Origin of the sequence: Sphingobacterium sp. UDSM-2020 (assembly GCF_016132525.1) — a bacterium.
Taxonomy (GTDB): domain Bacteria; phylum Bacteroidota; class Bacteroidia; order Sphingobacteriales; family Sphingobacteriaceae; genus Sphingobacterium; species Sphingobacterium anhuiense.
Genome location: NZ_CP066166.1, coordinates 3,972,920 through 3,999,445, shown reverse-complemented (window position 1 = coordinate 3,999,445; position 26,526 = coordinate 3,972,920). Strand labels below are relative to the sequence as shown.

The 26,526-nt window shown below is 37.6% G+C and carries 21 protein-coding genes and 1 tRNA gene; 18 read left to right on the top strand and 4 right to left on the bottom strand.

All coding sequences use genetic code 11. From position 1 onward, the window contains the following. Positions 1-1,295 precede the first annotated feature (1,295 nt). From JAZ75_RS16790 to JAZ75_RS16775, 4 genes are all read left to right on the top strand, one after another. Entirely contained in the window at positions 1,296-2,126 is an 831-nt protein-coding gene (locus JAZ75_RS16790) for an AraC family transcriptional regulator (RefSeq protein ID WP_208696797.1), read from the top strand. Positions 2,127-2,234: 108 nt separating this feature from the next. Then, positions 2,235-3,119, top strand: a complete 885-nt coding sequence (gene ygiD / locus JAZ75_RS16785; protein WP_232789239.1) for a 4,5-DOPA dioxygenase extradiol — start codon at positions 2,235-2,237, stop codon at positions 3,117-3,119. Positions 3,120-3,223: 104 nt separating this feature from the next. Next, on the top strand, positions 3,224-3,511 hold the full coding sequence (locus JAZ75_RS16780; protein ID WP_021191773.1) for a SelT/SelW/SelH family protein: 288 nt from the start codon (positions 3,224-3,226) through the stop codon (positions 3,509-3,511). 132 nt (positions 3,512-3,643) lie between these two features. Next, on the top strand, positions 3,644-4,105 hold the full coding sequence (locus JAZ75_RS16775) for a copper resistance protein NlpE (protein WP_132772742.1): 462 nt from the start codon (positions 3,644-3,646) through the stop codon (positions 4,103-4,105). Positions 4,106-4,184: 79 nt separating this feature from the next. Here the strand turns inward: JAZ75_RS16775 and JAZ75_RS16770 are convergent, their stop codons facing one another. Then, positions 4,185-7,040, bottom strand: a complete 2,856-nt coding sequence (locus JAZ75_RS16770; protein ID WP_132772741.1) for a M16 family metallopeptidase — start codon at positions 7,038-7,040, stop codon at positions 4,185-4,187. An 88-nt stretch (positions 7,041-7,128) separates the two neighbouring features. Here JAZ75_RS16770 and xerD point away from each other — a divergent pair, with 88 nt between their 5' ends. From xerD to JAZ75_RS16710, 12 genes are all read left to right on the top strand, one after another. Then, positions 7,129-8,034 carry a site-specific tyrosine recombinase XerD gene (xerD, locus tag JAZ75_RS16765; RefSeq protein WP_021191774.1) on the top strand — a complete coding sequence of 302 codons (906 nt, stop codon included), beginning with the start codon at positions 7,129-7,131 and terminating at the stop codon, positions 8,032-8,034. 244 nt (positions 8,035-8,278) lie between these two features. After that, entirely contained in the window at positions 8,279-10,591 is a 2,313-nt protein-coding gene (locus tag JAZ75_RS16760) for a TonB-dependent receptor (protein WP_208696795.1), read from the top strand. A 20-nt stretch (positions 10,592-10,611) separates the two neighbouring features. Further along, positions 10,612-11,151, top strand: coding sequence for a hypothetical protein (locus JAZ75_RS16755; RefSeq protein WP_021191776.1), 540 nt, complete (start codon positions 10,612-10,614; stop codon positions 11,149-11,151). Between the two features lie 73 nt (positions 11,152-11,224). After that, positions 11,225-11,296 (top strand) — tRNA-Arg (locus JAZ75_RS16750). A gap of 370 nt (positions 11,297-11,666) precedes the next feature. Then, positions 11,667-12,170 (top strand): GNAT family N-acetyltransferase, encoded by a 504-nt coding sequence (locus tag JAZ75_RS16745; protein WP_232789238.1) that lies wholly within the window; start codon positions 11,667-11,669, stop codon positions 12,168-12,170. Positions 12,171-12,214: 44 nt separating this feature from the next. Next, a complete protein-coding gene (locus JAZ75_RS16740; RefSeq protein WP_132772738.1) occupies positions 12,215-13,066 on the top strand; it encodes a methylated-DNA--[protein]-cysteine S-methyltransferase in 852 nt (283 codons plus the stop codon). 29 nt (positions 13,067-13,095) lie between these two features. Continuing rightward, positions 13,096-13,704, top strand: a complete 609-nt coding sequence (locus JAZ75_RS16735) for an alpha-ketoglutarate-dependent dioxygenase AlkB family protein (RefSeq protein ID WP_208696793.1) — start codon at positions 13,096-13,098, stop codon at positions 13,702-13,704. Between the two features lie 97 nt (positions 13,705-13,801). After that, the gene (locus JAZ75_RS16730; protein WP_208696792.1) at positions 13,802-14,665 is read left to right on the top strand and encodes an AraC family transcriptional regulator; all 864 of its coding nucleotides are present in this window, start codon (positions 13,802-13,804) and stop codon (positions 14,663-14,665) included. A gap of 78 nt (positions 14,666-14,743) precedes the next feature. Continuing rightward, the gene (locus JAZ75_RS16725; RefSeq protein ID WP_208696790.1) at positions 14,744-15,454 is read left to right on the top strand and encodes a siderophore-interacting protein; all 711 of its coding nucleotides are present in this window, start codon (positions 14,744-14,746) and stop codon (positions 15,452-15,454) included. 34 nt (positions 15,455-15,488) lie between these two features. Next, positions 15,489-15,701, top strand: coding sequence for a hypothetical protein (locus JAZ75_RS16720; RefSeq protein ID WP_021191783.1), 213 nt, complete (start codon positions 15,489-15,491; stop codon positions 15,699-15,701). A 479-nt stretch (positions 15,702-16,180) separates the two neighbouring features. After that, the gene (locus JAZ75_RS16715) at positions 16,181-16,741 is read left to right on the top strand and encodes a Crp/Fnr family transcriptional regulator (RefSeq protein WP_132772732.1); all 561 of its coding nucleotides are present in this window, start codon (positions 16,181-16,183) and stop codon (positions 16,739-16,741) included. 98 nt (positions 16,742-16,839) lie between these two features. After that, complete coding sequence (locus tag JAZ75_RS16710; protein ID WP_208696788.1) at positions 16,840-17,169, top strand: DMT family transporter; 330 nt, start codon at positions 16,840-16,842, stop codon at positions 17,167-17,169. A 161-nt stretch (positions 17,170-17,330) separates the two neighbouring features. Here the strand turns inward: JAZ75_RS16710 and JAZ75_RS16705 are convergent, their stop codons facing one another. The 3 genes from JAZ75_RS16705 to recR all read right to left on the bottom strand — a co-directional run bounded on the left by JAZ75_RS16705 (position 17,331) and on the right by recR (position 22,771). Further along, positions 17,331-20,729, bottom strand: coding sequence for a family 16 glycoside hydrolase (locus JAZ75_RS16705; RefSeq protein ID WP_208696786.1), 3,399 nt, complete (start codon positions 20,727-20,729; stop codon positions 17,331-17,333). An 18-nt stretch (positions 20,730-20,747) separates the two neighbouring features. Further along, positions 20,748-22,016 (bottom strand): Gfo/Idh/MocA family oxidoreductase, encoded by a 1,269-nt coding sequence (locus tag JAZ75_RS16700; protein WP_132772727.1) that lies wholly within the window; start codon positions 22,014-22,016, stop codon positions 20,748-20,750. Positions 22,017-22,156: 140 nt separating this feature from the next. Further along, positions 22,157-22,771 (bottom strand): recombination mediator RecR, encoded by a 615-nt coding sequence (gene recR, locus JAZ75_RS16695; protein WP_021191006.1) that lies wholly within the window; start codon positions 22,769-22,771, stop codon positions 22,157-22,159. 119 nt (positions 22,772-22,890) lie between these two features. On the opposite strand from recR, the gene JAZ75_RS16690 reads away from it, so the two are divergent. Beyond that, a complete protein-coding gene (locus tag JAZ75_RS16690; RefSeq protein WP_037526690.1) occupies positions 22,891-23,595 on the top strand; it encodes a TIGR00730 family Rossman fold protein in 705 nt (234 codons plus the stop codon). Between the two features lie 445 nt (positions 23,596-24,040). Then, positions 24,041-26,386, top strand: a complete 2,346-nt coding sequence (locus JAZ75_RS16685) for a glycosyl hydrolase family 95 catalytic domain-containing protein (protein ID WP_208696784.1) — start codon at positions 24,041-24,043, stop codon at positions 26,384-26,386. Positions 26,387-26,526: the final 140 nt, after the last annotated feature.

Here is a 26,526-nt window from a genome sequence, read left to right as displayed (position 1 = left end):
TTTCGTCGTTTCTCAACACTACTCGTTACGTTACATGATTATATTTTTAAAGAACTTCTGTCGCTTCCGCATCTCGCTTCGGCTTTTATGATGTCGGCATTGCGCCGTTATCGATCTTGTTTCCGTTTCCCTTCGTTTCCGTTGGGACTGCAAAGGTAGAAATCTTTTTGGTTTCTCCAAAATAAATGTGAAAATTTATTTTTTTTGTTTCCCTGCTGTTTCTGCGTTTAATCTTCATTAAACCCTTCTTTTTTCAGTGCCCATCCTTTCGGATCAGCCGTTCCTCCCTTGCGGAGTGGTGCAAAGATAGGGACTTTTTATAATCACTTCCTAATCTTTTCCGGAAATAGTTTGCTGTGAACGGGTAAACAGCTTATAACCTGACCGATAAATTTACCTATGACCTATTACAGGGGCTGAGAAACGGACAATCCTGGCTTTAAACTATAAAAAGGGGTAGCGGGGGAACTGTTCGTCCTGAACCGTCTTTCATGGATGCAGTATGCTTTTAGGAGATGGTTCCGCAGAAATTATATCTTTTTCAGTACAGCGGCATCATCGACACTATTACTATTACTATTACTATTACTATTACTATTACTATTACTATTACTATTACTATTACTATTACTATTACTATTACTATTACTATTACTATTACTATTACTATTACTGATAAGGTGATCCATGTCTCCTCATGCTTTCCGCAGGGCCGACATCTTTACTTTATACTATATTACTATATACTACAAAAGGGTCCAGAGAAGTCGGGGTGTTTTACTATAGCCAGCTCCCCTCCGTACAGATACTCCGGAATAAGGCATATTATAACCTGATCCGGAACTGACAGGGAACTGATTATTATTTAAGATGGGATTTATATAGAGATTACTGAGGGTTTATAGGGGGTTTCTAGGGGTTTACCTCTACTAACCCCCTCTAAACCCCCTCTTATCCCCCTGTTATACCTCCATTATATGCGAACAAGATTCCTACTTGCTTATAACATGGTATCACCCTGCTAACAACAGCAGTTTTCTCCAGATTCAATTGGTTTAAAGAGCTGCTTTATCATTATACTGACGAACACAAATCCAATCCCTATTATTAGGTCCAATTGCTGTAAGCACCTCGCCCATCTCTTGCTTACTATAAAGCTGATTTTTCACATACTCACTATCATGGTATTGAAGACCACTATGCCTAATACACAAAAGTGAAATAAACCGATATATAACAAAGGTTTTGCATTTTTTTTATAACTTTAAAATCAACAAGAAATCAAAAAAGTTTTGATGGAAATTTTCAAAATATATCAAGTCGATGTAGCTGAAGCAAACCGCATCGCCCAAAGCGAAAATAATGTTCATCACCATGATTTCGAAGAGTTAATTATTGGTATTGAAGGAGAATTAGAACATTTTATTGATTTTAAATCCGAAACTTATGCAGCACCATTTATAAGTTTTGTTACCAAAGGAAAAACACATCGCGTAAAACCTAAGCTAAAAGCAAGAAAATGTCTATTTTGGGTATTGCGATTCAAAAGTGAATTTATTGCCGAAACGACTTTTCAACTGTACAATCATTTTCATGACCAAGCTACATTTAGGATCACTCCATCCGCTTGTTTTCAAAGAATAGTTCATATAGCTCAAATGATAGCCGATGAAATGCACGAAACACAAAGTGATTTGGGTATCGTCCGACAATTATTAAGCACCTTATTTACGATGATCGAATCCGAATATCGGAAACAGTTTCCAGAAGGCATACCCTATTCATCGACTTCTAGTACAACATTTAAAAACTTTTTAACCATATTAGAAGAAAATTATCATCGCCCAGAATCCGTAAATTTTTATGCGGAAAAACTCTTTATGAGTGCACGTGGTCTTAATATGATCTGTCATCAAATATTACAGCAAAGTGTTTCCGAAATTATTGAAACCAGAAAATTGATAGAAGCTAAAAATTTGTTGATGAATACCGATAAAACAATTTCGGAAATTGGATTTGAATTAGGATACAGTGATAAAGCCTACTTTACAAATGTTTTTAAGCGAAAGTCGGGGCAGACGCCTACAGAATTTAGGACTGATATAAAAGCAATCATTTCCAAATAGTACAACATTATTACCAAAAAACAATACCTATCCTCCTGTTATACTTCAGATATTTGTTTTAACTATTAAAAAGCTGTCAACAACAATATATCACCAGGAGTTAATAGCATGAATCGAAAAAAATTTATAACCGCTATGGCTGTATTACCTTTAACAGGAGCTGCTTTAAAAGTAAACTCCTTACGCAACTTATCTAAAAATTTTGAAGCAACCGAGAAGTTTCCCGTGTTATTTTTGGGACATGGAAGTCCTATGAATGCGATCGAAGAAAATGAATTTGTGGACGGATTCCGAAATATCGGTAAGACTTTTCAAAAACCAAAAGCAATATTAGTTATTTCAGCGCACTGGGAAACGCGTGGTACATTCGTTACTGCTATGGATAATCCTCCGACAATTCATGATTTTGGCGGATTTCCTCAAGCATTATTTGATGTACAGTATCCAGCTCCCGGAAGCCCTGAACTTGCACAGGAAACAAAAAAAATCATCACAAAAACTGATGTATTATTGGATGATAAGTGGGGCCTTGACCACGGGGCATGGTCTGTTGTCAAGCATTTATACCCAGATGCTGAGGTTCCGGTTATTCAAATGAGTATCGATTATACGCAACCTGCGTCTTACCATTATGAATTAGCACAGGAATTAGCTTCCTTACGTCACAAAGGTGTATTGATAATAGGCAGTGGCAATATGGTCCACAACCTGCGTATGGTAGCCTGGGATAAATTAAATGAGGCGGGATTTGCATGGGACTGGGCTCAGGAAGCAAAAGAAAAAATGAAAAATTACATTTTAGATGGTAATCACAAAGCTTTGATCGACTTCCGGAATCAGGGAAAAGCATTTGATTTAGCTATACCCACACCAGAACATTATCTTCCCACGATCTACAGCCTGGCACTAAAAGATAGACAAGATGATTTACTGCTGTTTAACGACAACTCTATAGGAGGATCTCTTGCCATGACCTCATTCAAAATTGGCTGATAAACACGACAATTATCCGTATTGCTGCACAGTAAATAGTAATAGCACAGTTTAAGAATATAAAAATAAATCCCTTATATTCGCCATATAAGCTATATAGAAAGATGGATATATCAAAACCTACAATTTCAGTTGAATACTGTCCGAAATGTAACTGGATGTTACGCGCGGCCTATATGGCGCAAGAAATTTTAAGTACTTTTACAGAAGATATTCATGGTGTCTTACTGATTCCGAGTGAAATAGCGGGTAAATACTCCATTTCAATCGATCAGCAACCCATATTTGACCGTAAAGAAATGGGAAGGTTTCCTGAAATAAAGGAATTAAAACAGTTGATAAGAGATCACATTAACCCGGATAAAGATTTAGGTCACTCTGAAAAGAAATAGTTATATTTTGCATTTTTAAGTATATTACAAAAACTATAAACGAACAGTATTGTTTTAGCTCTTAAAACAATACAAAAATTGCAAAAGTACATACATTAATACATCACGTTTTTAGAAATAAAACATATTATAATGAAAAAAATCTTCATAGGCTTATTCGTAATTACTGCTTCATTTACATCTTGCCAAAATCCAACACAAACAAAAGAAAAAACAGCACAAGACAGCAGTACAGTTGCTACTAAACAAGATACGGCATTTCACGATGAGCATAATACACAAAACTCTGTTGATTGGGCTGGAACCTACGAAGGAACTCTTCCATGTGCAGACTGTTCGGGCATTCATGTTATCTTAACCTTAAATATGGATGGAACTTTTGAAAAATCTGAACAGTATCTTGAAAAAGGTGGACCTTTTAAAGAAACTGGTACGTTCACATGGACTCCAGACGGCGGCTCGATTATTTTAAAGGAGAAAGATGGCGAAAGCAAATATAAAGTCGGTGAAGGTATGATGAAGAAATTAGATATGGAAGGTAAAGAAATTAAAGGAGAATTAGAAGAATTCTATAACTTCAAAAAGATAAAATAGATGCTGATCATCAGCGTCATATGACATAAAAAAAGCTCCTGAATAGTATTCAGGAGCTTTCTTTTTTAGACTTTAAGATCTATTTTGCATCTGGTAACAAAATAAATTCAAACATGCGGTCTTCTTTTAAATATTTATCAGCGACAGCTTTTACACTTTCTACAGACACTTTACTCAGGTCATCTAATTTTCTCAAGATTTCCGTTACATCCTCTTGATTTTGATAAGATCCTGATAGATAGCTAACCCAAAATCCATTCTCTTTAAGCTGTAGCTCTAATTGACGCTTTTGTTCAATAACAAATTTATCAATATCCTCTTTTACAGGTCCACTTTTCTTAATTTTAGAGACTTCATCTACAGCAGATTTTATCAGCACATCCACTTTATCCGGAGCCGTGCCAAAGCCGATACCAAAACTATAGCGTTGACGTGGCAACTTGCCGTAATTAGCAGAAGCGCCCACACTGTAAACCCCGCTTTCGGCTTCACGAAGACGTTCTAATAATTTAATGGTCAAGATACTTTCTAAGGCTTCCATATTGATATTTTCGCTTTCCGAATAAGTATAATCACCATAATAAGCTAATTGTACAGAAGCTTTATCCTCTTTCCCTTTATGAACAACAACACGCTTTCCTTGAGCTGGTTCTACTATACCTAAATCTTTATAAGACTCTTTACGTCCAAGATTCGGCAAGGCCGCTAAGTAATTTTCTAAATAAGGTTTAATTTCTTCTTCAGTAAAAGAACCTACGATGGTAAAGGTGAAGTCCGAAGCATCAGCAAATCGCTCTTTATAAATTTGAAAAGCTCGATCTTTGTCAATAGTTTTCACTAAATCGGCAGTCGCATTTTTTCTGCGGATATTATCCCCATAAAGCGTTTCTTTCACTTTATCGGAGAAAACATTTGACGGATCACTATCTCTATTTTCTAAACTTCCTACAGAACGGGCGATGATACTTTGGTAAACATCCTGATCCAGACGAGGTTCAGTAAAATAGCCATAAATCAATTCAAAAGCATTTTTTAAACCTTCTTTGTCCGAACTTCCATAGATTCCTTCATATCTTTCTGAAATATACGGTGTGATCCCGATATTTTTACCTGTGAGATACTTTTGTAATTCAACATTATTCAATTGACCCACACCACTCGCATCCACTAGACCCGCAGCATTACTCGCTGAATAATAATCTGCATCTGGATATAAAGAAGAACCACCTGGACTAAAAGCTGAGATACGTATTTCATCATTCTTGAAATTGGTAGGTTTCAAGATTACTTTGACACCATTGCTTAAGGTCAATTCTTTTACATTGATCTCTTTTAATTCCTTATTGGAAACAACAGATCCTTTAACAGGTTCCTTCGATAATAATGGCAATTTAGAAACCTTATCCTCATAAGCTGTTAAGTTCTGAGACTCCACTTCCTTTATCCAATTATTGACTGTTTGTTCAGCAGGTAAAGTAGCTTTATCTTTCTCCGGCCCCATGATGATGATATCACGGTTCAGATCAGTATAATATTTTGAAATCAGTGCATTAACTTCTTTCAAGGTCAATGTTGGTAATAGCTGTTTTGTTATTTTATAACTATCATCGTTACTTAATGCGGCATCATCTTTTAAGAAGTTATTCAAATAACGACCCACATAACTATCCGATTTTTTCTTGCTCTTTTCTATATAAGCAGTCTCATTACCTTTATTCATTGAAACGATGGCTCTATCCAATTCAGACTGTGTAAATCCAAATTTTTGGATGCGCTCAAATTCTGTCATCATCTTTTTAAATCCTACTTCCAATTGGTTTGGTTTAGGAACTACCATCAACGAAAACACATCTAATCCGGCAATGAAACCAGATATACTGCCTCCAGCTTGCATAAAAGGAGCATCTGCCTGTTGCATGATTTCAGAAAAACGATCGGCAACGATCGAGTTAAATGCCGAAATCAGTAACTGTTTGCGATAATCTTTTACGGTCACTGTTTTTTCCTCTTTACTTTTGATCATAATCTGAGCAACTGTATAAGGAAGTTCAGGATCTGTAATGGCAATAAATTGATTTTTATTCAATAAATCAACATTATACTTGGTACGTTCCAGCTTTTTAGCAGGAGCTTTTAAATCCGAAAATAAGGCTTTAACTCGAGCTTCCATATCTTTCACGTCGATATCACCAACAATGATGATAGACTGTAAGTCCGGTCTGTACCAGTCTTGATGAAATTTCCGGATCGTCTCCGGTTTGAAAGTTGTAATAATTTTTTCTGTTCCGATCGGTAAACGTTTAGAATAGCGAGATCCATTTAAAACAATTGGAAAATATTGATCCTGCAAACGTTGACCTACACCACGTCCGCCACGCATTTCCTGCATCACAATACCGCGTTCTTTATCAATCTCATCATCAGCAAGCAATGCATCTTGTGCCCAGTCGCGCATCACCTGTAAACCATTTTTCAACAGTTCAGGATCATCAGATGGAATGGGCAACTGATAAACCGTTTCATCAAATCCGGTATAAGCATTCAAATCGGAGCCAAAACGAACACCAGCTTTTTGTAGGTAATTGACCAACTCGTTTTTAGGAAAGTGTTTTAGACCATTAAAGTTCATGTGTTCTAAAAAGTGAGCCAAGCCTAATTGGTCATCTGTTTCTAATATAGAACCTACTTTGTTTGCTAAATACATCGTAACCCTTTTTTCTGGTTCTACATTCCGACGGATGTAGTAAGTGAAACCATTTTTAAGTTTACCTGTAAGCACCTCATTATCAAAAGGAAGTTTTTGATTCCAACTAACGGTGTCTTGTGCTAAAATTGCTCTCGCTTCAGCACGAAGTGATGTTGCCGCAGTACTAGGGGTTGTACAATAAAGAGTTGGCAACAAAAATGTTAATGCAATTGGTTTAATAAATCTCATGTTTTTGATTTACCTTAAGTTTTTAATTTAGTTGTTTTATAAAATTAATGTTCGAAAGTACAATTAATCTATTGTATTTTTGTTATGCATGAAGGAAGAAAATAATTGGTTGCTTTTAAAACGAGAATTCGGCCGTTTTTTGAAATTTGAACGCGGTCTGTCCGATAATTCTATTGAAGCTTACCTCAATGATGTTTCCAAACTGGAAGTATACAGTGAAGAAAATAAATTGACATTGCAACAAATAACCAGTAAGGATATACAGCGCTTCCTGATCTGGATAAATGGATTCGGTATTTCTCCCTTCACGCAGTCACGCCTATTGTCAGGACTTAAAACATTTTATAATTTCCTACTCTTGGAATACGATTGGGAAAATAATCCAGTCGAATTAATTCAAGCCCCTCGAATTGCACGAAAGATACCTAGTGTGCTTAACATCCAAGAAATCGATCAACTTATCAATGCCATCGACTTATCAACTCCCGAAGGTATGCGCAACAAAACAATTCTGGAAGTGTTGTATGGATGTGGACTTCGAGTCTCGGAGCTGGTAGGTCTTAAACTATCAAATCTTTACTTAGACGTAGAATTTATCAAAGTTGAAGGAAAGGGTAATAAAGAACGTCTGATTCCAATCGGGAGCCAAGCCATTAAATACTTGAAAATTTATATCAATGAAGTCCGACCGCACATTAAAGTCAAGTCGGGGCAGGAAGATTTTGTCTTTCTAAATAAGCGTGGAGCTGCTTTATCTCGTGTTATGGTATTCATTGTCATAAAAGAGCTGGCTACAAAAATTGGTCTTCAAAAAAACATTAGCCCGCACACTTTTAGACATAGCTTTGCTTCTCATCTTGTGGAAGGTGGGGCAGATTTACGCGCCGTACAAGATATGCTGGGGCACGAAAGTATCACAACTACAGAAATCTACACCCATATCGACCGCGATTATCTACAGAGCGTGATTACCCAATATCATCCCCGTTCCTAATCGGATATTTACAACTCTAAAATCACAACCCTAATTTTTTACAGTTAACTTATTCGTTAGTTGATACCTGTACCACTTTGATTATTTGGACCAATCTCCACGGTTCAAAAAAATAAAGGGGTAATCCATTTGTACTATAAAACGGTATAAACCATGACTTTTTAAATTATATACAACATTGTTGCATTATTATTTTAATTTAATGCAACAATGTTGTATTTTTGAGGCGTAATTTAATTTAAGCATGACAAAACAGTTCAGCGTCATCTCTATATTGGCACCCGTATTCATCTCATTATGGCCTTCATACAGCCTATTTGCACAAAAAAGACAAATAAGCGGAAAGATCATTGCGCTAGAAAACACCAGTCCCATTCATGGAGCTAACCTTCACTACGAAGGACATAAGAAAGCGATAACTTCCAACTTTTCGGGTGAATTTCAATTTAGTACTGAACAGAACTTCCCGATAAAATTAGTGACTTCACTCGTTGGCTACGAAAATGACACTACTTATGTGAAAAATGACCGTCCCGTACTGATAAGACTAAAAAAAGACGTTAAGAGACTCGCCGAGACACAGGTTTACGGTTATCAGGTTGCCGCCAAAACACAGATTGCACAACAGGTCAATGCGACAGCTTTAACTGAAAATAGAAACCGTTCGCTAGCAGAAGTTTTAAAAAACATCTCCGGAGTCCATCTCCTACAGACCGGATCTACCATCAATAAGCCCATTATTAACGGTCTTTATGGCAATCGCTTGGCGATACTTAATGATGGTATGAAACTCGAAAGTCAGCAATGGGGTAATGACCATGCTCCAGAAATTGATGTGTACGCGGCGAATGCGATTACGGTCGTAAAGGGAGCAGAAAGCTTACGTTATGGTGGTGAAGCATTAGGTGGAGCAATTCTGCTTTCCACTAAGCCCTGGAATAAAATTGATAGTCTTAGAGGGCAAGTTAGTCTAAACGGTTTCACAAATGGCAGAGGTATGCAAAGCGCATTAAACCTGGAGGGCATCACTCCCATAGCGGGACTGAAATGGTCTTTCAATGGAAACTACAGCAAAAGTGGTAATCGAAAAACTCCCAATTATTATCTGAACAATACCGGGCAGCGCATTTACAACCTAAATGCTGCAGTAAATTATCAATATAAAGACGCTAATTTTGAAGCTTCCTATAAACAATATCACAATGAAGCGGGCATTTTATCTTCTACTCATATCGGCGATATTACTTCTTTTCAGGAACGTCTAGCCTATGGGAGACCGTATCCCAGCGAACTCTTCGGATTCTCATACCAAATTGATGCTCCCCGTCAAGAGGTTAAACACGAGGTATTTCAGTTTGCTTACAGCCAGCGCTTGAGCGATGCTAAAACCTTATCCATAAAATATGCTTACCAGAATAACCACCGGCAGGAATATGATAAAAGACGTGCAGGCCGTAGCGCAATTCCAAGCATGGATATGGTTTTACGGACACATGCACTTGATGCATCTTATACTATTGAGGGCTTAAATCAAAAATTTATCACAGGCCTTCAGGGGCAGACACAAGTTAACAATAATATTGCTGGGACTTTTAATACCCCATTAATTCCTAATTACAATGCCTTTAATATCGGAGCATACGGTATATATCAATGGCAAAAAGACCGATTGGCCTACGAATTAGGAGCTCGTTATGATTTTAAGAATTTCGATGCTGCAGGGTATGACTTTTATGGTAAAGCTTATGGTGGCGACAATCAGTTTCATAACTTGTCGACCAACCTCGGTTTATCCTATACTGTCGACAACCATATGACTCTTAAATCAAACTTAGGACTTGCCTGGAGAGCTCCATCTGCACAAGAACTGTACAGCCAAAACGTACACCAAAGTACAGCACGCTATGAAAGAGGAGATGCGGCATTAAAAGCAGAGAAAGGATTAAAGTGGATCACCAGTTTAAATATCCATGAGCAGAAAAATTTCTTAAACATTGACATCTATGCTAACTACATCAATAATTACATTTACGTAAAACCGACCGAAGAATACGTACAAAATCTTTCAGGTACATTTCCGATCTGGCAGTATAGTCAAAACAATGCATTATTGGCCGGAATTGATGTACAGGGAAAATATGCCATCAGTGAACATTTAGATTACAGTGCAAACACCTCATTTATCTACGCCCGTAACCTAGATGAAAAAAACTATCTGCCTCTTATTCCGCCCCTATCGTATACACATGAAATCGCTTTTACAACAAAGGGCAAGACGAACTGGATGCATGACGTGAAATTTGCCTTAGGTCAAGAAATCTATGCCAAACAGTTTTTAACAACAGCAAGTATGGAGATGGCTCCCGCACCATCGGCGTATCAGCTTATCAATGGTTCCATTAGTTTAGGCTCTCTTATTGGCAACAATAAATTGCAAACTCGTCTTTTGGTAGAAAACATATTCAATAGCACGTACAAATCTTACACAGATCTATTCCGTTATTACAGTCATGGTGTAGGCCGAAATATACAGTTGACAATTAATTACACATTCTAATCATAACAAATACAGCTATCATGAAAAAAATCATTAACAGCAGCAAATTAGTACTGATCGCAGCAGTTCTCCTTTTCAACTCATGTAAAAAAGACGATCCTGTCCACGAACATGATAATGAAGAAATGAAAACCATGACTTTAAGTTTTACAGAAAAAACAACAAATGCCAAAGTCGAAGTTATCATCGATGCTACCGATACAAAACCACAGTCGTTAAACTTAAAAAAAGGCAACTATGATTTAGATATCAAATTAAAAGATTTTGATGGACATGAGGTACAACAGGAAATTTCTGACGATGCCGATGAGCATCAGTTTTTCTTCGTAGGCCCTACAAAGGAGCAGATCACCTTTACGTATTTAGATCAACAGGTAGGTTTAAAAAGCAACTGGAAAGTATTAGACAAAGCAAGTGCTATTCCAATGAAAATTGTCTTGATGCACGGTCTAAATAAAACAAAGGTTACCGCAGCAGACTGGAACAATTCAAGCTACCAAAGCATTGGTGGCGGTACTCCAGACATTTCAGTAAATGTAACTTTAAATCTTATTGACTAAAGATGAGGATGTTGGCAAGAGATTGCATTTAGCTATTTTCATTTTTCATGAAATAGTATATCTTTGCTAGCATGTCCCTGTAGTTTAATGGATAAAATTGCAGATTCCGGTTCTGTTGATATGGGTTCGACTCCCTTCGGGGACACACAAAAGCAGCGTTTAATAGTATTAAACGCTGCTTTTTTTATAATTTCTAACGCACATATTCCCCATTTCATTCCATCCAGCATCTTTAGGTAAATCCTATATTACGGTGAAACAGCCCACAGCAGCACCCTGATATTTTTTTGTGACTAAAACTAAAAAACCTCATCATCAAAAATCTAAAATCACTGCGTATTGCAAATAATAGTAAAGCAATTTGCGCAATGAACATGAATTGTCAAGCCAGTACTTTGGATATAAAAGACAATATTATTAAGTTTGACTCATCAATCAGCAGTACATCATATCAATAAAAAGAATGGTCTAGAGTAGCCCATACAATCAAAGGAAAAACATTATACCAGTATATTTTGGAAAAAATTACGTTTAGATTTGGCACCCTTCATGATATTGTTTCCCTGCAGGAACTGTTTGTCGATACTATTAAGCGCGTTTGCATCCAAGATTATAGCGCAGAGCAGGTAGCGGTTTGGAGCTCCAGCAGTGAGAATATGCAACGATGGACTCAGGTGTTAACGGAGCAGTATGTACTCATAGCAGCGTTAAACAACAGTATTGTCGGCTTTTGCACCTTAGCTGAAGGTGGTTATATTGATTTATTTTTTGTTCATAAAGATTACCAGGGTCAAAAAATAGCATCCCAGCTCTACCAATATATAGAAGCAGAGGCAAGGCGACTGAACACCGATCGTTTAACGGCAGATGTAAGCAAGACGGCAAAACCATTTTTTATAAAAATGGGATTTACAACCGTAAAGGAGCAGGAAGTGATTTTAAAAAATGTACCATTTATCAATTACAAAATGGTTAAAATGATCAGGCCTAATCAAAACTCCGCATGTTTCGGATTGTAAACAGCGACAATCATGATGAAATTTGGGTATAAATTAAAATGAAAATGGAAACACAATCAAATCTCAACTACAATCGAATAGCTTCAGCTATCGAATATATTCAACATCATTTTAAGGAACAGCCAAACTTGGATGAAGTCGCTGAAAAAATTCATTTAAGCCCCGCTCATTTTCAACGGCTCTTTACTGACTGGGCAGGTACAAGTCCTAAAAAATTTTTACAGTACATCAGTTTGCAATATGCCAAGAAACTGCTTGATGACAACAAAGAACTTACACTCTTTGATGCCGCATACCATACCGGACTTTCGAGCAGCAGCCGTTTACATGATCTATTTATCAATATCGAAGGTATGACTCCTGCTGAATATAAAAATGGAGGTCAATTTCTCAAGATCAATTACCGTTATGCAGACAGTCCTTTTGGCCCAATAATTATTGCATCTACAGCCAAAGGAGTATGCTATATCGCATTTGAAAGTAATGAAGCAAAAGCTTTCACCGATTTACAGGCTAAGTTTCCAAATGCCCTATTTCAGCAACGGGATGATGATCTGCAACAAAATGCCCTCTCCATTTTTCAAAACGATTGGTCTGCTCTTTCACAGATTAAATTACATCTCAAAGGCACCGACTTTCAATTGCGTGTGTGGGAGAGTTTACTCAAAATTCCCATGGGGAAACTGGCTACATATGGAACAATAGCAGAACAGATCGGAAATCCAAAAGCAGCTAGAGCTGTTGGCACAGCTGTTGGCAGTAACCCCATTGCATTTCTTATTCCGTGCCACCGCATTATCCAATCTTCTGGCATAACAGGAGGATACATGTGGGGACCAACTCGAAAAACAGCTATTATAGGATGGGAAAGTGCCAAAACACAGCAGGAATTATAATACGAAGCACCACCATTTAAACATTATGTATGGAATTATTTGAATATCCGATTGATAGTACGAAAAATTGGCTTCCAAAGGACGGAACAGTACATTATTATGGGAAAGTAGTGGGACAGGAACGTGCAGATTACTTTTATGAAAAACTATTGACAGCCATCGAATGGCGTAACGATGAAGCCGTTATTTTTGGTAAACATATATTAACGAAAAGAAAAGTCGCTTGGTACGGTGAGAAACCTTTTGAGTATACCTATTCCAATACAACCAAGCATGCTCTTCCTTGGTCAATAGAATTATTGGAACTAAAAGAAATAGTTGAAAGAACAATGGGAGAAACGTTCAATTCTTGCTTATTAAATCTCTACCATAACGGGGATGAGGGTATGGCATGGCACAGTGATGGCGAAAAAGATTTAAAGAAAAATGGTGCTATCGGATCATTGAGTTTTGGGGCTGTCCGTAAATTTGCTTTTAAGCATAAACAAACGAAAGAAAATGTAGGATTGATCTTAGAACATGGCAGTTTATTGGTCATGAAAGATGAGACGCAATCCCATTGGCTACATCGACTGCCACCTACTAAAAAGATTCACTCTCCAAGGATTAATCTCACTTTTAGAACAATTGTCGAATAAAATACCGTTATTTCAATTGCGTGTTTCTATTTTTTATAAATTTTTATACCAAACAGCGCGTGCTGTGCTCAGCTTTTAAGATATAGTCGTTAGCATTATGCGTAAGAAAAACAGTTCCATTCCTATTAAAACAATGACTGATGCTTTCAGTTCGGGAATTATTATAGCCAAAGCATCTTTCGATGAACAGGACCTCTTGAATCTGGATGATGCAAGACGATCACATCGGGATGACTATCACTCCTTCTTTCTGTTGGAAAATGGCACCACCGAAATCGAAATTGATTTTCAGCAATATACGATACCCCCCTACTCCATCCTCTATATTCACCCACATCAAGTACATCGCATTGTGGCGATGAAAAAAGTAGGTGGCAGTTTTTTGGGGATTAATAGTGAACATATAAATCCAGAATATCTGCAATTGCTGGAAGAAATGACACCATTAAAACCGCTTCGACTTTCTGAGGAAATATTTTCTATTTTGGAAACTAGCGTTTCTTTATGCATTACATTATCCGACCGTAAACAAAAGCAGTTACATCAATCCTTGCTAAAAGATAGCTGTAATACTTTGATCGGGCTCTTGACTTCGATGTACCTCGAGGGCGCTATACCTGTCGACAAACTTTCCCGATCTGAGATTATCACAAAAGCATTTAAGGCTTCCCTGCAACGTGACTTTCTCGCTATAAAAAGACCTGCTGCATATGCTATGCGTCTCAATATCTCTACCCCCTATCTGAATGAATGTGTCAAAGACGTCACCGGCTACCCTGTGTCCTATCATATCCAACAGCGTATCATTTTAGAAGCCAAACGCCTGCTTTATCATTCTGACAAGTCAGTAAAAGAAATCGCCGATGCCCTAGGTTTCGAGGATTACCCCTACTTCTCGAGATTATTCAGCAAAGTCACCGGAATGTCGGCACTATCTTTTCGGAACAAAAACCGCGATTAGTCCAATACCCTCTTCCTTTGCTCCATTGTTTGCGTTACAAATTAGCTGTTTCTTTGTCATGAACAAAAAAGCAATACCATGATATCAACACTACCCAAATGGGCAGGCGGAATACTAGAGAGTCTCGTTGGCCAGCGTGCTGAAGTGATCGGCACCACTTACCTCAGCCCCCATCTTAAAAAGGTGCGTTTTCAGAGCGACCTTGCCAAAATGAATTTCCAGATTGGCTATGCGAGTGTGATCCGTGTAAACGAAATCGAATACCGGAATTATACGATTGCCTATCATGATATGCAACTGGGTATTGTGGATATTATCTTTCATATTCACAATAATGGTCCCGGAAGCAGTTATGCAGACACTTTAAGCGTTGGTGATCATCTCTATATCAGTAGTCCGAGGGGGCATAAAGTGTATAACCCAAAATTTCAGCATCAGTTACTCTTCGGCGATGAAACTTCGCTCGGATTGGCATGTTCGCTACTTCCCACACTCAAAAAAAACAATCATTCCTTCCGGTTCTATCTAGAACTAGACGATGCAAATCAAGAAGTTCCTGAGCTGTTGGGCTTAGAAAACTGTAGTATCTTTCCAAAAAATGGATCGTTCGCCAATGCGGAATGGATCGATGGTCTCCCTATTTTTCATCATGAAAACTGGCTTCATGCCAGCTACACTTTAGTTGGCAATGTCACTTCCGTTCAAGCTTTTCGAAAGGCCCTTAAAAGAAACGGTGTAAACCGTATAACTACTCAAGGATATTGGCTAAAAGGAAAAAAAGGATTATAACAGATTGTATTAAAAATTTAAAATTAAAAACTGCATGATTTATGTATTTAAAACCTCAGTAGAAACTGAAAAAGACATTCTCATTTTAGAATATGGTTTAAATGAACACTGCACACCGGGCAGATGGAATTTCGATCTACAGGATTGCGATCGTATCTTACGCATCGATACTTTAAAGGAAAATCCACAATCTATCATTGGACTGTTGCAGGATAAAGGCTTTCACTGCGAAGAGCTTCCCTACTAACAAGATCAAATATGGGATCGTGCAGCTAAACTAAATATCAACATATTTACGCTAGTTACTGATCTAGATTTTTAATCAGGATAAAGCTTTCTGTTGCAGCAACGATAAAATTGTTATAGTTCGAGCAGTATGCTGTTCTAAAACCAAAGATTTATGTAACGGAGTCAAGAATCAAATCGTAAGATCAGTTGATGAAAATTAGCAATTAGCAGATATATGATTTTTGGAAATAAGATAGAATATCTACGAATCACAAATAAACATGCGGAATTTTGTGCTTTACATGACATCAATAAATTCACTTTGCAGATTGGTAGTTCCAACTTCGATAGGTATATTTAAAACCTCATGACAACATATGGTTTGTTTTGTAAACGTTTATCTTTTATAGATACTCCTTATGTTGCAATGCGTTCTTACGCAAGCGGTAAAACCGGCACTTGCAAGTTTTAATAATATAGGGAAGTAATACAGAAAATATGAATTTCTTAATCCAACAGCTAAAAAAATACGGACCAATTCATACTGATCTTGAGGAAGAATTGATTAAGAGAACTAAATTCATGACCAAACAAAAGGGTGATTTTTTTCTTAAACAGGGTCAAGTTGTATCCAATATGTTTGTTATTGAAAAAGGAATTGTGCGCGCATTTTACAATAAAGAAGATCGGGAGATCAATGTTTGGTTTGGTATCGAAAATATGATCTTAGGTTCAGTGATTCCTCTTTTCTTCAATCTTCCTTCTTTAGAGAGCATTCAGTTTTTAGAAGATTCCTCTATTTACTATATTTCCAGAGAAGATATGAATGAGCTTTATCAAAAATATCATCAAATGGAAACCATTGGGAGAAAATTAGCGGAAGAATATTGCAAAATATTAGAGGAGCGTGCCATTTCTTTACAGACTGAATCTGCTGAAGAGCGTTACAATACGCTACTGAAGAATGAAACCGCAGCGGCACAGCGCATTTCGCTAGGACATATCGCTTCTTATCTTGGTATTACTCAGGAAACATTAAGCCGGATCAGAAAAAAATAATGATAGTTTGCATTGAAATTTTAACTGAATTTGATATATATCAAAAAAAACAATCTCAATCTACCGTTCCTTTGTATGATTATTAATCATATAAAAAAATGAAATATTTATTTTTAGGCTTAGCTATTGCATTTGAATTACTTGGCAGTAGTTTTTTAAAAGTATCCAATGGGTTTTCAAAGTTAATTCCATCTATTGTCACTATTATGGCCTTTATAGCTTGCTTTTATTTTCTTTCTCTGGCGCTTAAATTTATTCCCCTTAGTATTGCTTATGCAGCTTGGGGTGGTATTGGTATTGTTTTAACAACTGTTATCTCGGTTGTTATTTTCAAACAATCATTAGATCTTCCAGCAGTGATTGGTATTGTTTTGATTGTTGCCGGAGTCATTATAATGAATTTCTTTTCAAAAGCTGCCTCACATTAAGCGATAGCATTTGAAATATATTTTTTTTCAACCATAAAATATACCTTGAGTGGCACGATGGAACTACCGAAAACTACTCATCGTTCTTGGTTTAATGTTAAAAAAAAAGGTCCTTATTACTTAAAGTAATAAGGACCTTATAAAATGAAAAGGTATAACCCTTATTTCAATTTTTTTACTCTGATATTTTTAAAGAATACTTCCGAACCATGTCCTAAGAAGGCAAGATGACCCGTTGTACGTTTTAAACCGGGATGATCTTTACCATCCAAAGTACCATTTTTGCTTGCCGCTGCAATATCAGCATCAAGAATCACTGTACCATTCAAAGTAACTTTAACACGGTTACCCTTTACAACGATTTCTTCCGTATTCCACTCGCCTACTGGTTTTAAAAATCCTTTTTTAGCCGTTACAACACCATAAACCGAACCATGGTATTGGTAAGGTTTCAAATCTTTATAGATATCTGCAGTGTTATCCAACACTTGGATTTCCATACCAGCATAAGCGGCATCACCCTCTAAAGGAGCTCTTACCCCCACACCATTGTTTGCACCTTCTGTCAATTTGAAATCAAAACGATAGATGAAATCTCCATACTCTTCTTTTGTATAAAGATTACCGCCGAATTTAGCGTCTGGCACCACCCTAAGATATCCTTCATCATTGATCACATAACCATCATTCTTCGTCCACTTATCTAAGTTTGTACCATCAAATAACACCTCAAAACCTTCTTTCTTTTCTGCGTCACTTAATTGAAATACATTTTTTCTAGCCAGCTCTTTTACGTAGATATCTCTATAAGACACCACCGTACCATGAGCCTGCAACTCAATCTGCTCGGTAGGGAAAATAGATTGATTGCGATCCCAATAATTTTCTAAAGGCACATTATCGGTAACCAATTTACCATTTAAGTAAACTGTCACCTTGTCGTCAACCATCTTAATTCTGAACGTGTTCCACTCACCAAGGGCATTATCCGCCACCAATAATGGTTTTGATTCAGCCTTTTGGTTATTATAAAGACCACCAGAACCCACTTGAGCACCATCTTTTACGCGAGAGATGTCCCAGATCTGAACCTGTGGTGTACCACGAAGATAAATCCCAGCATCACCTTCTTTACCGTTTTTATCCAGTTTCCAGTCAACCAACATCTCAAAATCGCCATATTGTTTAACCGTAGCAATGTTATCTCCCTTACCGTTGAAGATCAATTCACCATTATTAGCAGCCCATCCCTGACGCATTTGCTCATCAGCTTTTACCTGCGCAGCAGCCAATTCCTTCTCAGTCATTTGACCTCTTTTAATCGGGTTTGCGACTAAACCTTTCCAGCCTGTCAGATCCTGTCCATTAAACAGGCTTACAAAACCTTCAGATTTAGGCATTTCTGCAAGGTGCTTAACAACAGCTTCTCTTAAGTATGCACTTTCGCTTCCGCTTAAATTGTTGATCACCTCATTCAAGATGTTGCGGACGTCAGAACCTATAAAAGATTTATTATCTAAAGCAATGTTCATTGCAGTGTTAACGGCAGTACCCTTCAGTTCCGGATCTTTCAAAAACTTACCTGAAAATACAACTGCCTGGTAGGTGCCCGTACTTTGTAGAGAACCTAAAACAGTTCTTTTTTGGTTGTTATTTTTAGCAACTGCAAAAGCATCTTTCAATAAAAGGGTCTTCTGATCGTTTGTTTCACTCGATCTATTGATATTCTTGATCAATCCAGCAAATACTTTTTCACTTAAACCACCTGATAAGTTTGTTCTTGACAACTGGATGAGCTCATTTAATGCTAAAGGAGTCGACCAGTCTGCGATCGCTAAAACAGCGGCATCACGAAGAGCAGGATTATCAGATTTCAAATAATTCGTAACCGCATTCAAAGACTCCTGATCGCCAAGTCTGGCAAAAATTGGAAAGAATTTGGTTGCACTAGGTGCTGCAGAACGGGAAATATTCGCGGCAAGTTTTTGGATATGTTGTTCTTTGTTAGGACTAGACTGGATCACATTTGCAATCGCAACCTCTAAATTCCTGCTTGAAGTCTCATCCGCTTTTGTCAATAAATTAACAAGTATTTCTAGATCTTTCTCCTGTGCAACATTTGGTAAAGCCTTGTTGATGGCTTTATTTACATCAGCATTGGTGCTATTCAAAGCCAATACAGCTTGCGAAGAATTAGCATTTGCCCTTGTGCTCAAAATGTCCAATAATTGGATTTTCTTAGCATCATCAACAGTTCCTAATGAATTGTTGATCACGTCCATTGTCTGTTCATTTTTTGAACTTAACAAAAGTGCTTTGATCGATTCATTCAGTTGCGCATCTGTAGACAAATTATCAATTAAAGCTTTCGAGTCAGCACCTTTAGAAAGGAGGTTGATCGCCGAGAGACCCGCTAATTTAGCATGTGCATCTGTAGACTTACCAACAATTTTTTCGATTGCTTTTAATTGAGTTATCGAACCGTTTTGAGCAATATAGTTCAATAATGATTCTTGCACAGCAGGGCTTGATTTCGCTGCTAGTCCTAATAGTTTTTTAGTATCATTTGCATCTCCGTATTTGTGCAATAGATTTAAAGCAACGTGACGGTAGACATTATTTTCGTTTTGAGCCGCCGCAAACAAGTTTTTCTTTTGTTTTTTAGCATCCAATCCTGTCAATAAAGTTAACGATCCTACTTGTGCATTGATTGCTTTCAATTTAGAAGCCTCAGCAAACAAAGTATTTAAATAAGCAATTGCTTCTTTATTTTTTTTGTTCTCAATTAGAGATTCGGCATAGTCCAGACCTAAACCGATACCATTCAGGTTATCATAACTATAATTTGCAGTTTTAAGCTCTTTTTCAAAGATCGGAAGCGCTGCTGTTCCTCCAATTTTGCTCAGGGCAATCAAAGCAGTACGTTTGAAGCTATCCGATTTGAACTTATCGATCAAAGCGATGATAGCCGTCTCGGTATCTTGATTTTTAACATCTCCCAAAGCGGTCACGAGCGCAACTGCACATTTTTCATCTGTTACTTTCGCTAATCCTTGTGCTAATGCATCGCTTGATTCTTTCGTATTGATCGAGACCAATGTGCGTGCCGCACCATCAGCCAAATATGGTGTATTTAAATAAGTAGCTACTTTACTCACAGCAGCATTCGTTGCACACTGACGTAAAAGACGCAATACAAAAGCTTTGTTGGTATCCTCTTTCACCGTACCCAATGCATCCAATAGACCTTGTACAAATACTTCTTTCTGTTTTTCTTTGCCTGGTTGGTTAACAAAGAAAGAATAGCTATTTGTGGCATACTCTACTTGCGCATTGTTTTGGCCCTGCGGTTTCAATTGATTTAGCATCGCCGCGATTTCACTTGATGTAAAGTTTTCCAACTCGTTCATCGCGTATAAAAACTTAGCCTTTTCTTCGGCAGGTTGTTGCCCCAGTACATCAGCTATTTTAGTAGCAGTCGTTCTATTTTGGGGCTGTTGTGCATATGCTGCCACTTGAAGTATTAATAAGGCAGATATCGTATTAAAAACTTTTTTCATTTTAGATAGATTAGAAAATTACATTGACCAAGGGCCACGCATCGGTTGATAAACTAAACGGTTTGCTGCATCGTCATTGATAAACTCATCTTTTGTAGAATCAAATTTCAATGAGCGGTTTAAACGTAAGGCGATCAAGCCCATGTTGACCAATGTACATGAACGGTATCCGTTCTCTTCATTTAATGCAAATTTCTCGCGTGTACGTACCGATTCCAAGAAATCTGTAATCTGTGGTGCTGGCTCAGGAAATTGTGCCAGTTTTCTTTCCATATCCGGTATATCAGACACAAAGCCTTTATACAGCTTCCCTTTAGGTCCCTCTATATAAGCCATGCCTTCATCTTTACCTTCACCATCTAAAATAATCTGACAGCCATCAGCATATGTATAAACAATTCTTCTCCAGGTACCGACCGCATCACTATGTTGCTGCGGCGCATCAACTTCTACCGATACAGGACTTTCGCCATCTTTTCCTAAGAAATATTGAACAGGATCCAAATAATGTTGGCCCATATCACCAAGACCACCGCCATCATAATCCCAGTATCCTCTAAAAGTTGTGTGCACGCGATGCGTACTATAAGGTTTGAAAGGTGCAGGACCTAACCATAATTCATAATCCAATTCTGCTGGTACCGGTTCAACAGGAAGGTTTTCTTTCCCTACCCAGAAAAATTTCCAGTCAAAACCAGTATGCTTGCTGATCGTTACTTTCAACGGCCAACCCAACATACCTGTATCTACCAATTTTTTAATTTTTTTAACCGGAACATTCATTCCGTAGAAATTATCGGCAAAACGGAACCAGGTATTTAATCTAAACATATTACCATGTTGTGCGATCGCTTCTTTGACACGTTTTCCTTCACCGATAGTACGTGTCATCGGCTTTTCACACCAGATATCTTTTCCTGCACGCGCTGCTTCCAAAGACATCAAACCATGCCAATGCGGGGGAGTTGCAATATGCACGATATCTACTTCAGGGTTTTTAATTAAATCACGAAAATCATGATGTTCTTTAACTCCGCCACCTAAAGCCTGTTGCGCTAGAGCCAAATGTCTTGTGTCGACATCACATATCGCCACTGTTTTTGTTCCCGCGTATCCAAAATGACCACGCCCCATTGAACCTACGCCAATGATGCCCTTCGTTAAATGGTCACTTGGAGCCAAATATCCTTGTCCCCCTAATACGAATCTAGGGACAATTGAAAATGCCGCTGCTCCTGTGATGGATTTCTTTAAGAAATCTCTTCTGGAGCTATTTTTTTCTTTCATACTTATTTAATAAATGATAGTTTGGTTGTGTTAGATTTAATAATCTGTTAAAATACAACTTTTCACTAAAAAGCAGGCCAAAAAAAAGCTTCGTCGGGTAACAAAGCTTTTACAATCAAAATAATACGGTATTCTAACCCTTAGAACGTCGGTCGTTCATATAATGTTCTCGTCGCTATTGACCTTCCTAAGGTCAATTCATCGACATATTCAAGCTCACCGCCGAAAGCAATACCACGTGCGATAGTGGTGACCTGGATATTAAATTCTTTGAGCTTACGATACAAATAAAATATCGTTGTATCTCCTTCCATCGTAGCACTTAATGCCAATATCACCTCCTTGACATCTTGCTTACGCATACGGTCGACCAAACCGTCAATCTTCAAGTCAGACGGTCCTACCCCATCCATTGGTGAAATAAGTCCCCCTAGTACATGGTAGATTCCTTGGTAAGAATTGGTATTTTCAATCGCCATCACATCACGCGTATCTTCCACGACACATATAATGGAATGATCCCGCTTTGGAGAGGTACAAATTTCACATTCATGATAGTCTGAAATATTAAAACAGATATGGCAATACTGAATTTCTTCTTTCAATTGATTAATAGTAGATGTAAATCGTGCAACTTCAGCATCCGATTGCTTTAACAGGTGTAAAACAAGTCGCAATGCAGTTTTTTGACCTACTCCAGGTAAACGTCCAAACTCGGATACAGCGTTTTCTAATAATTTAGAAGAGAAATTCATGGCACAAATTTAACAATATAATAGTTAAAGAAACTGTTCAAATTAAAAATATTCCTTATCTTGTATTCCCTTCAAATGAAAAGGAACAGTAATTTTTATAATAAGAGTATAGCATGGATATTACAAAAGACGACAAAATAAGAAGTGCCTTTGAAAACAAAACGTGGCAGGAGATAAAAGTAAAAGATTCGTGGCAAATATTTAAGATCATGTCCGAATTTGTAGATGGATTTGAAAAATTAGCTAAAATTGGTCCTTGTGTTTCCATTTTTGGATCTGCAAGAACTCCACAAGATCATAAATACTATCAAATGGCTGTCGATGTGGCAAGTTTGTTGACTGCACGTGGCTATGGAATTATATCTGGAGGTGGCCCCGGTATCATGGAGGCTGCAAATAAGGGAGCTTATGAATCCGGCGGTAAATCAGTAGGATTAAATATAGAATTGCCGTTTGAACAATTTCACAACAGATATATTGACCGTGATAAACTTCTTGAATTTAACTATTTCTTTGTTAGAAAAGTCATGTTCATGAAGTATTCGCAGGGTTATATTGTTATGCCGGGCGGATTTGGAACAATGGATGAATTATTTGAAGCAATTACATTAATCCAGACAGGTAAAATCGCACGCTTCCCGATTGTGTTAGTGGGTTCCGAATATTGGTGTGGCCTTTTCGACTGGATCAAGAACACAATGCTAGGTGAACGCTACATCAGCGAAGAAGATCTAAAACTCTACCGCATCGTTGATACGGCGGAAGAAGCCGCAGATCATATTTTCAGATTCTACGACAAGTATTTATTAAAACCAAACTTTTAATAATAACCGGTATCGATATACAACGGGTTCCATACATATGTATGGAACCCTTTTTTTTGTTATAACAAGGGATTTCGCAAAACTACCGTACGCTACGCTATCACAACTTCGCAATCTTAAGCTTTAAAAAATGGGAACATGCAAAAACTCATCTCATCTCCGTGTCCGATAATTGACACTGAAAACACCACCTCTATTAAAACCATCCCAAATGATTAGTGGCATAGCTAAGACCCTACATCAAAATTAAGGCTAAAGCCAGTTGTTACTTTGGACTTGATCGGTGCAGTATGCCACAACCTGATAATGATAAAAAAGTAACATTATTGGCAAATATAAAGGTAGTATTTTGAAAAAATATATTGAATCTTTATATCGGATCTAATAGTTCCAAAACTTATAACTAAACTCTAAATTCCCTACTACTGTAACCTCTCAAAATATAATGAAGATAAAAAGAAATCTAACCTGTTGTATATTATTATTAAGTTTTTCAAGTCAGGCGCAACAAAACGTCAATTCATCTAATAATATAGGCAGTCGTGCACAATCACAGCAAAAGAGAAGTTTGATAAAAAATTCTGATGCAGATAATCAATTCTTTTTAAGTAAAAAAAACTTAATGACTGCCGTCTGGAACGCACCTTTTAGCTATGAAAGTATCCGCAGTAATCATGCACCTATTGGACCTTATATAGGCAATGGTGATGTTGGTGTGGTGTGCCATACTGCTGAAAACAGCCAGACTTTCAGAATCTCAAAAGTCGATTTTGTAACAGATGGCTGGTCGGACTGGGCCGGATCCGGCCCCGCTGCCCTTCCTGTTGGCGGGGTTAAAATAACCGTAGAATCACCGATAAGCGCTGGTTTTAAGTATGAGATGGACCAACTAGGTAATGAATTGCGCATGCGTACAGCAACAACACAACCTGTGCATATGAAAAGCTGGATATCTGTTAATGAAAATCTTTTAGTCACTGAACTGGTAAATAACACAAAAACTCCAATCAAAATATCTGTAGATACTTATGCCGATAGCATATCGGCAACATATGGCACAACAGCCGATGTGAACAGTAACGTAACGCAGGTAACCAGACAAACTAAAACTACAGATGTAAGATGGGTCTCTAAAGCCGGTATATCGACTAAGGTTCTTGGCGCATCATCAATTTGCAATAGAGAATCCCAAGCCCAGACCAATACGCACTTTACTCTTAAAGCTGGAAAAACTGTCTATGTACTGTCTTACATATCGGGTGGCGGTATGAAGAACGATGCACAGATGGAAAACGCATATAAAACACTTCATGATTTGCAAAATAACCGTTTAAATGCTTTAAGAAATACAAAAATAGCATGGTGGAAGGATATGTGGAATAGGTCATATGTGGAAACAAATGATGAATTGATCAACAGACAGTACTTAAGTTCGATCTATTTTCTAGCTTCTGCCTATAACGAACATTCCCCGGCATGTGGCGGCATGTATGGTGTCTGGAATATGGATGACAAAATGATGTATCATGGTGATATCCATTTAAATTATAATAGCCAAGCTGGATTTTATAGCGTCTTCTCCGCGAATAGACCCGAAATTGCAAAACCTTTTTACAACTTCATTGAAGCAATCTTACCTGATGGAAGAAGACGTGCGCAAAATGACATGGGAACTGTCCATCCTTCTTTAGCTGGGAAATCATTTAGAGGAGCTGTTTTCTTAGTTGGTGGACTGGGAATTGGCATACCTTACAATTATTACTGGCAACAAACGATGAATGCGCCGTTCAATGTACCACTTTTCAGCTGGTACTATGAATATACTGGTGATTTAAATTTTTTAAAAAACAGAGCTTACCCCTTTATTAAAGAATGTGGTGATTTCTATGAAGATTACCTGAAAAAGGAGCCATATGGTGATACTTATAGATACAGTATCACTACTGGCGCACATGAGAGTTCCTGGGATCTCAATCCTCCCTCCGATCTAGGTTTCATCAAGCAAACCTTCAGCTTACTTCTCAAGTATAGTAAGTTATTGGATGTGGATGAAAACCGGAGAACGCTTTGGCAGGATATTCTCGATCACCTCCCTAAATACAAGGTAATACAGCCGACCAAGACACCGAATAAAGGCTTGCCTGTTTTTGCAAAAAATGAAGCAGGATGGGATCTGCCAAACCACATGATACAAATGCATCCGGTCTACCCCTGCGAAGTACTCGATTTACTTTCAGATCCAGATTCTTTACAGATAGCTAAAAATACGGTTGAATACTATGAAGTTGACCAAAATGGATTTCAAGGATCAATGAATGCGTTAGGTCTAAGCGGTTATATTATGGCTGCACGCGTTGGCTTCTCCCCTGAAATAATTATTAAAGACCTAAGCATATTGGCCAGCGGTGCTCAAAAAAACTTCTTGATTACAGATGGCCATCATGCTTCGGAAAAAACAGCCCTAGTTGAAACGGTCAACTCAATGATGCTTCAAACGCTTGATAACACGTTGTACATATTTCCCAACTGGGTAAAATCAAGCGCTTCATTTACGCGCCTACGGACTAAAGGTGCCTTTTTAGTTTCTGCAGATTATGATGGCACTACCATAACAAATCTATCCATTTATAGTGAAAAAGGCACAAAATGCCAGATCCACAATCCTTGGAAAGAAAAAGAAATACAAGTAATGGAAAATGGTAAGCAAATAGCCGTAAGTAAGACAGGAGAAAGGTTTTCATTTGAAACAAAAATAGGTCGCCACTATATAATCAAGCCTATAGGGGCTTAAGCTCAATAAAATTAAATTTATGCCGGTTCATCGCTGGTATAAATTTAATTTATATAAAGCACACGATCTGTAAATAATTGGGCATTAAATCTTTCGATCAGTATAAACACAAAAAAGGTCAATCTTTTTGAGATTGACCT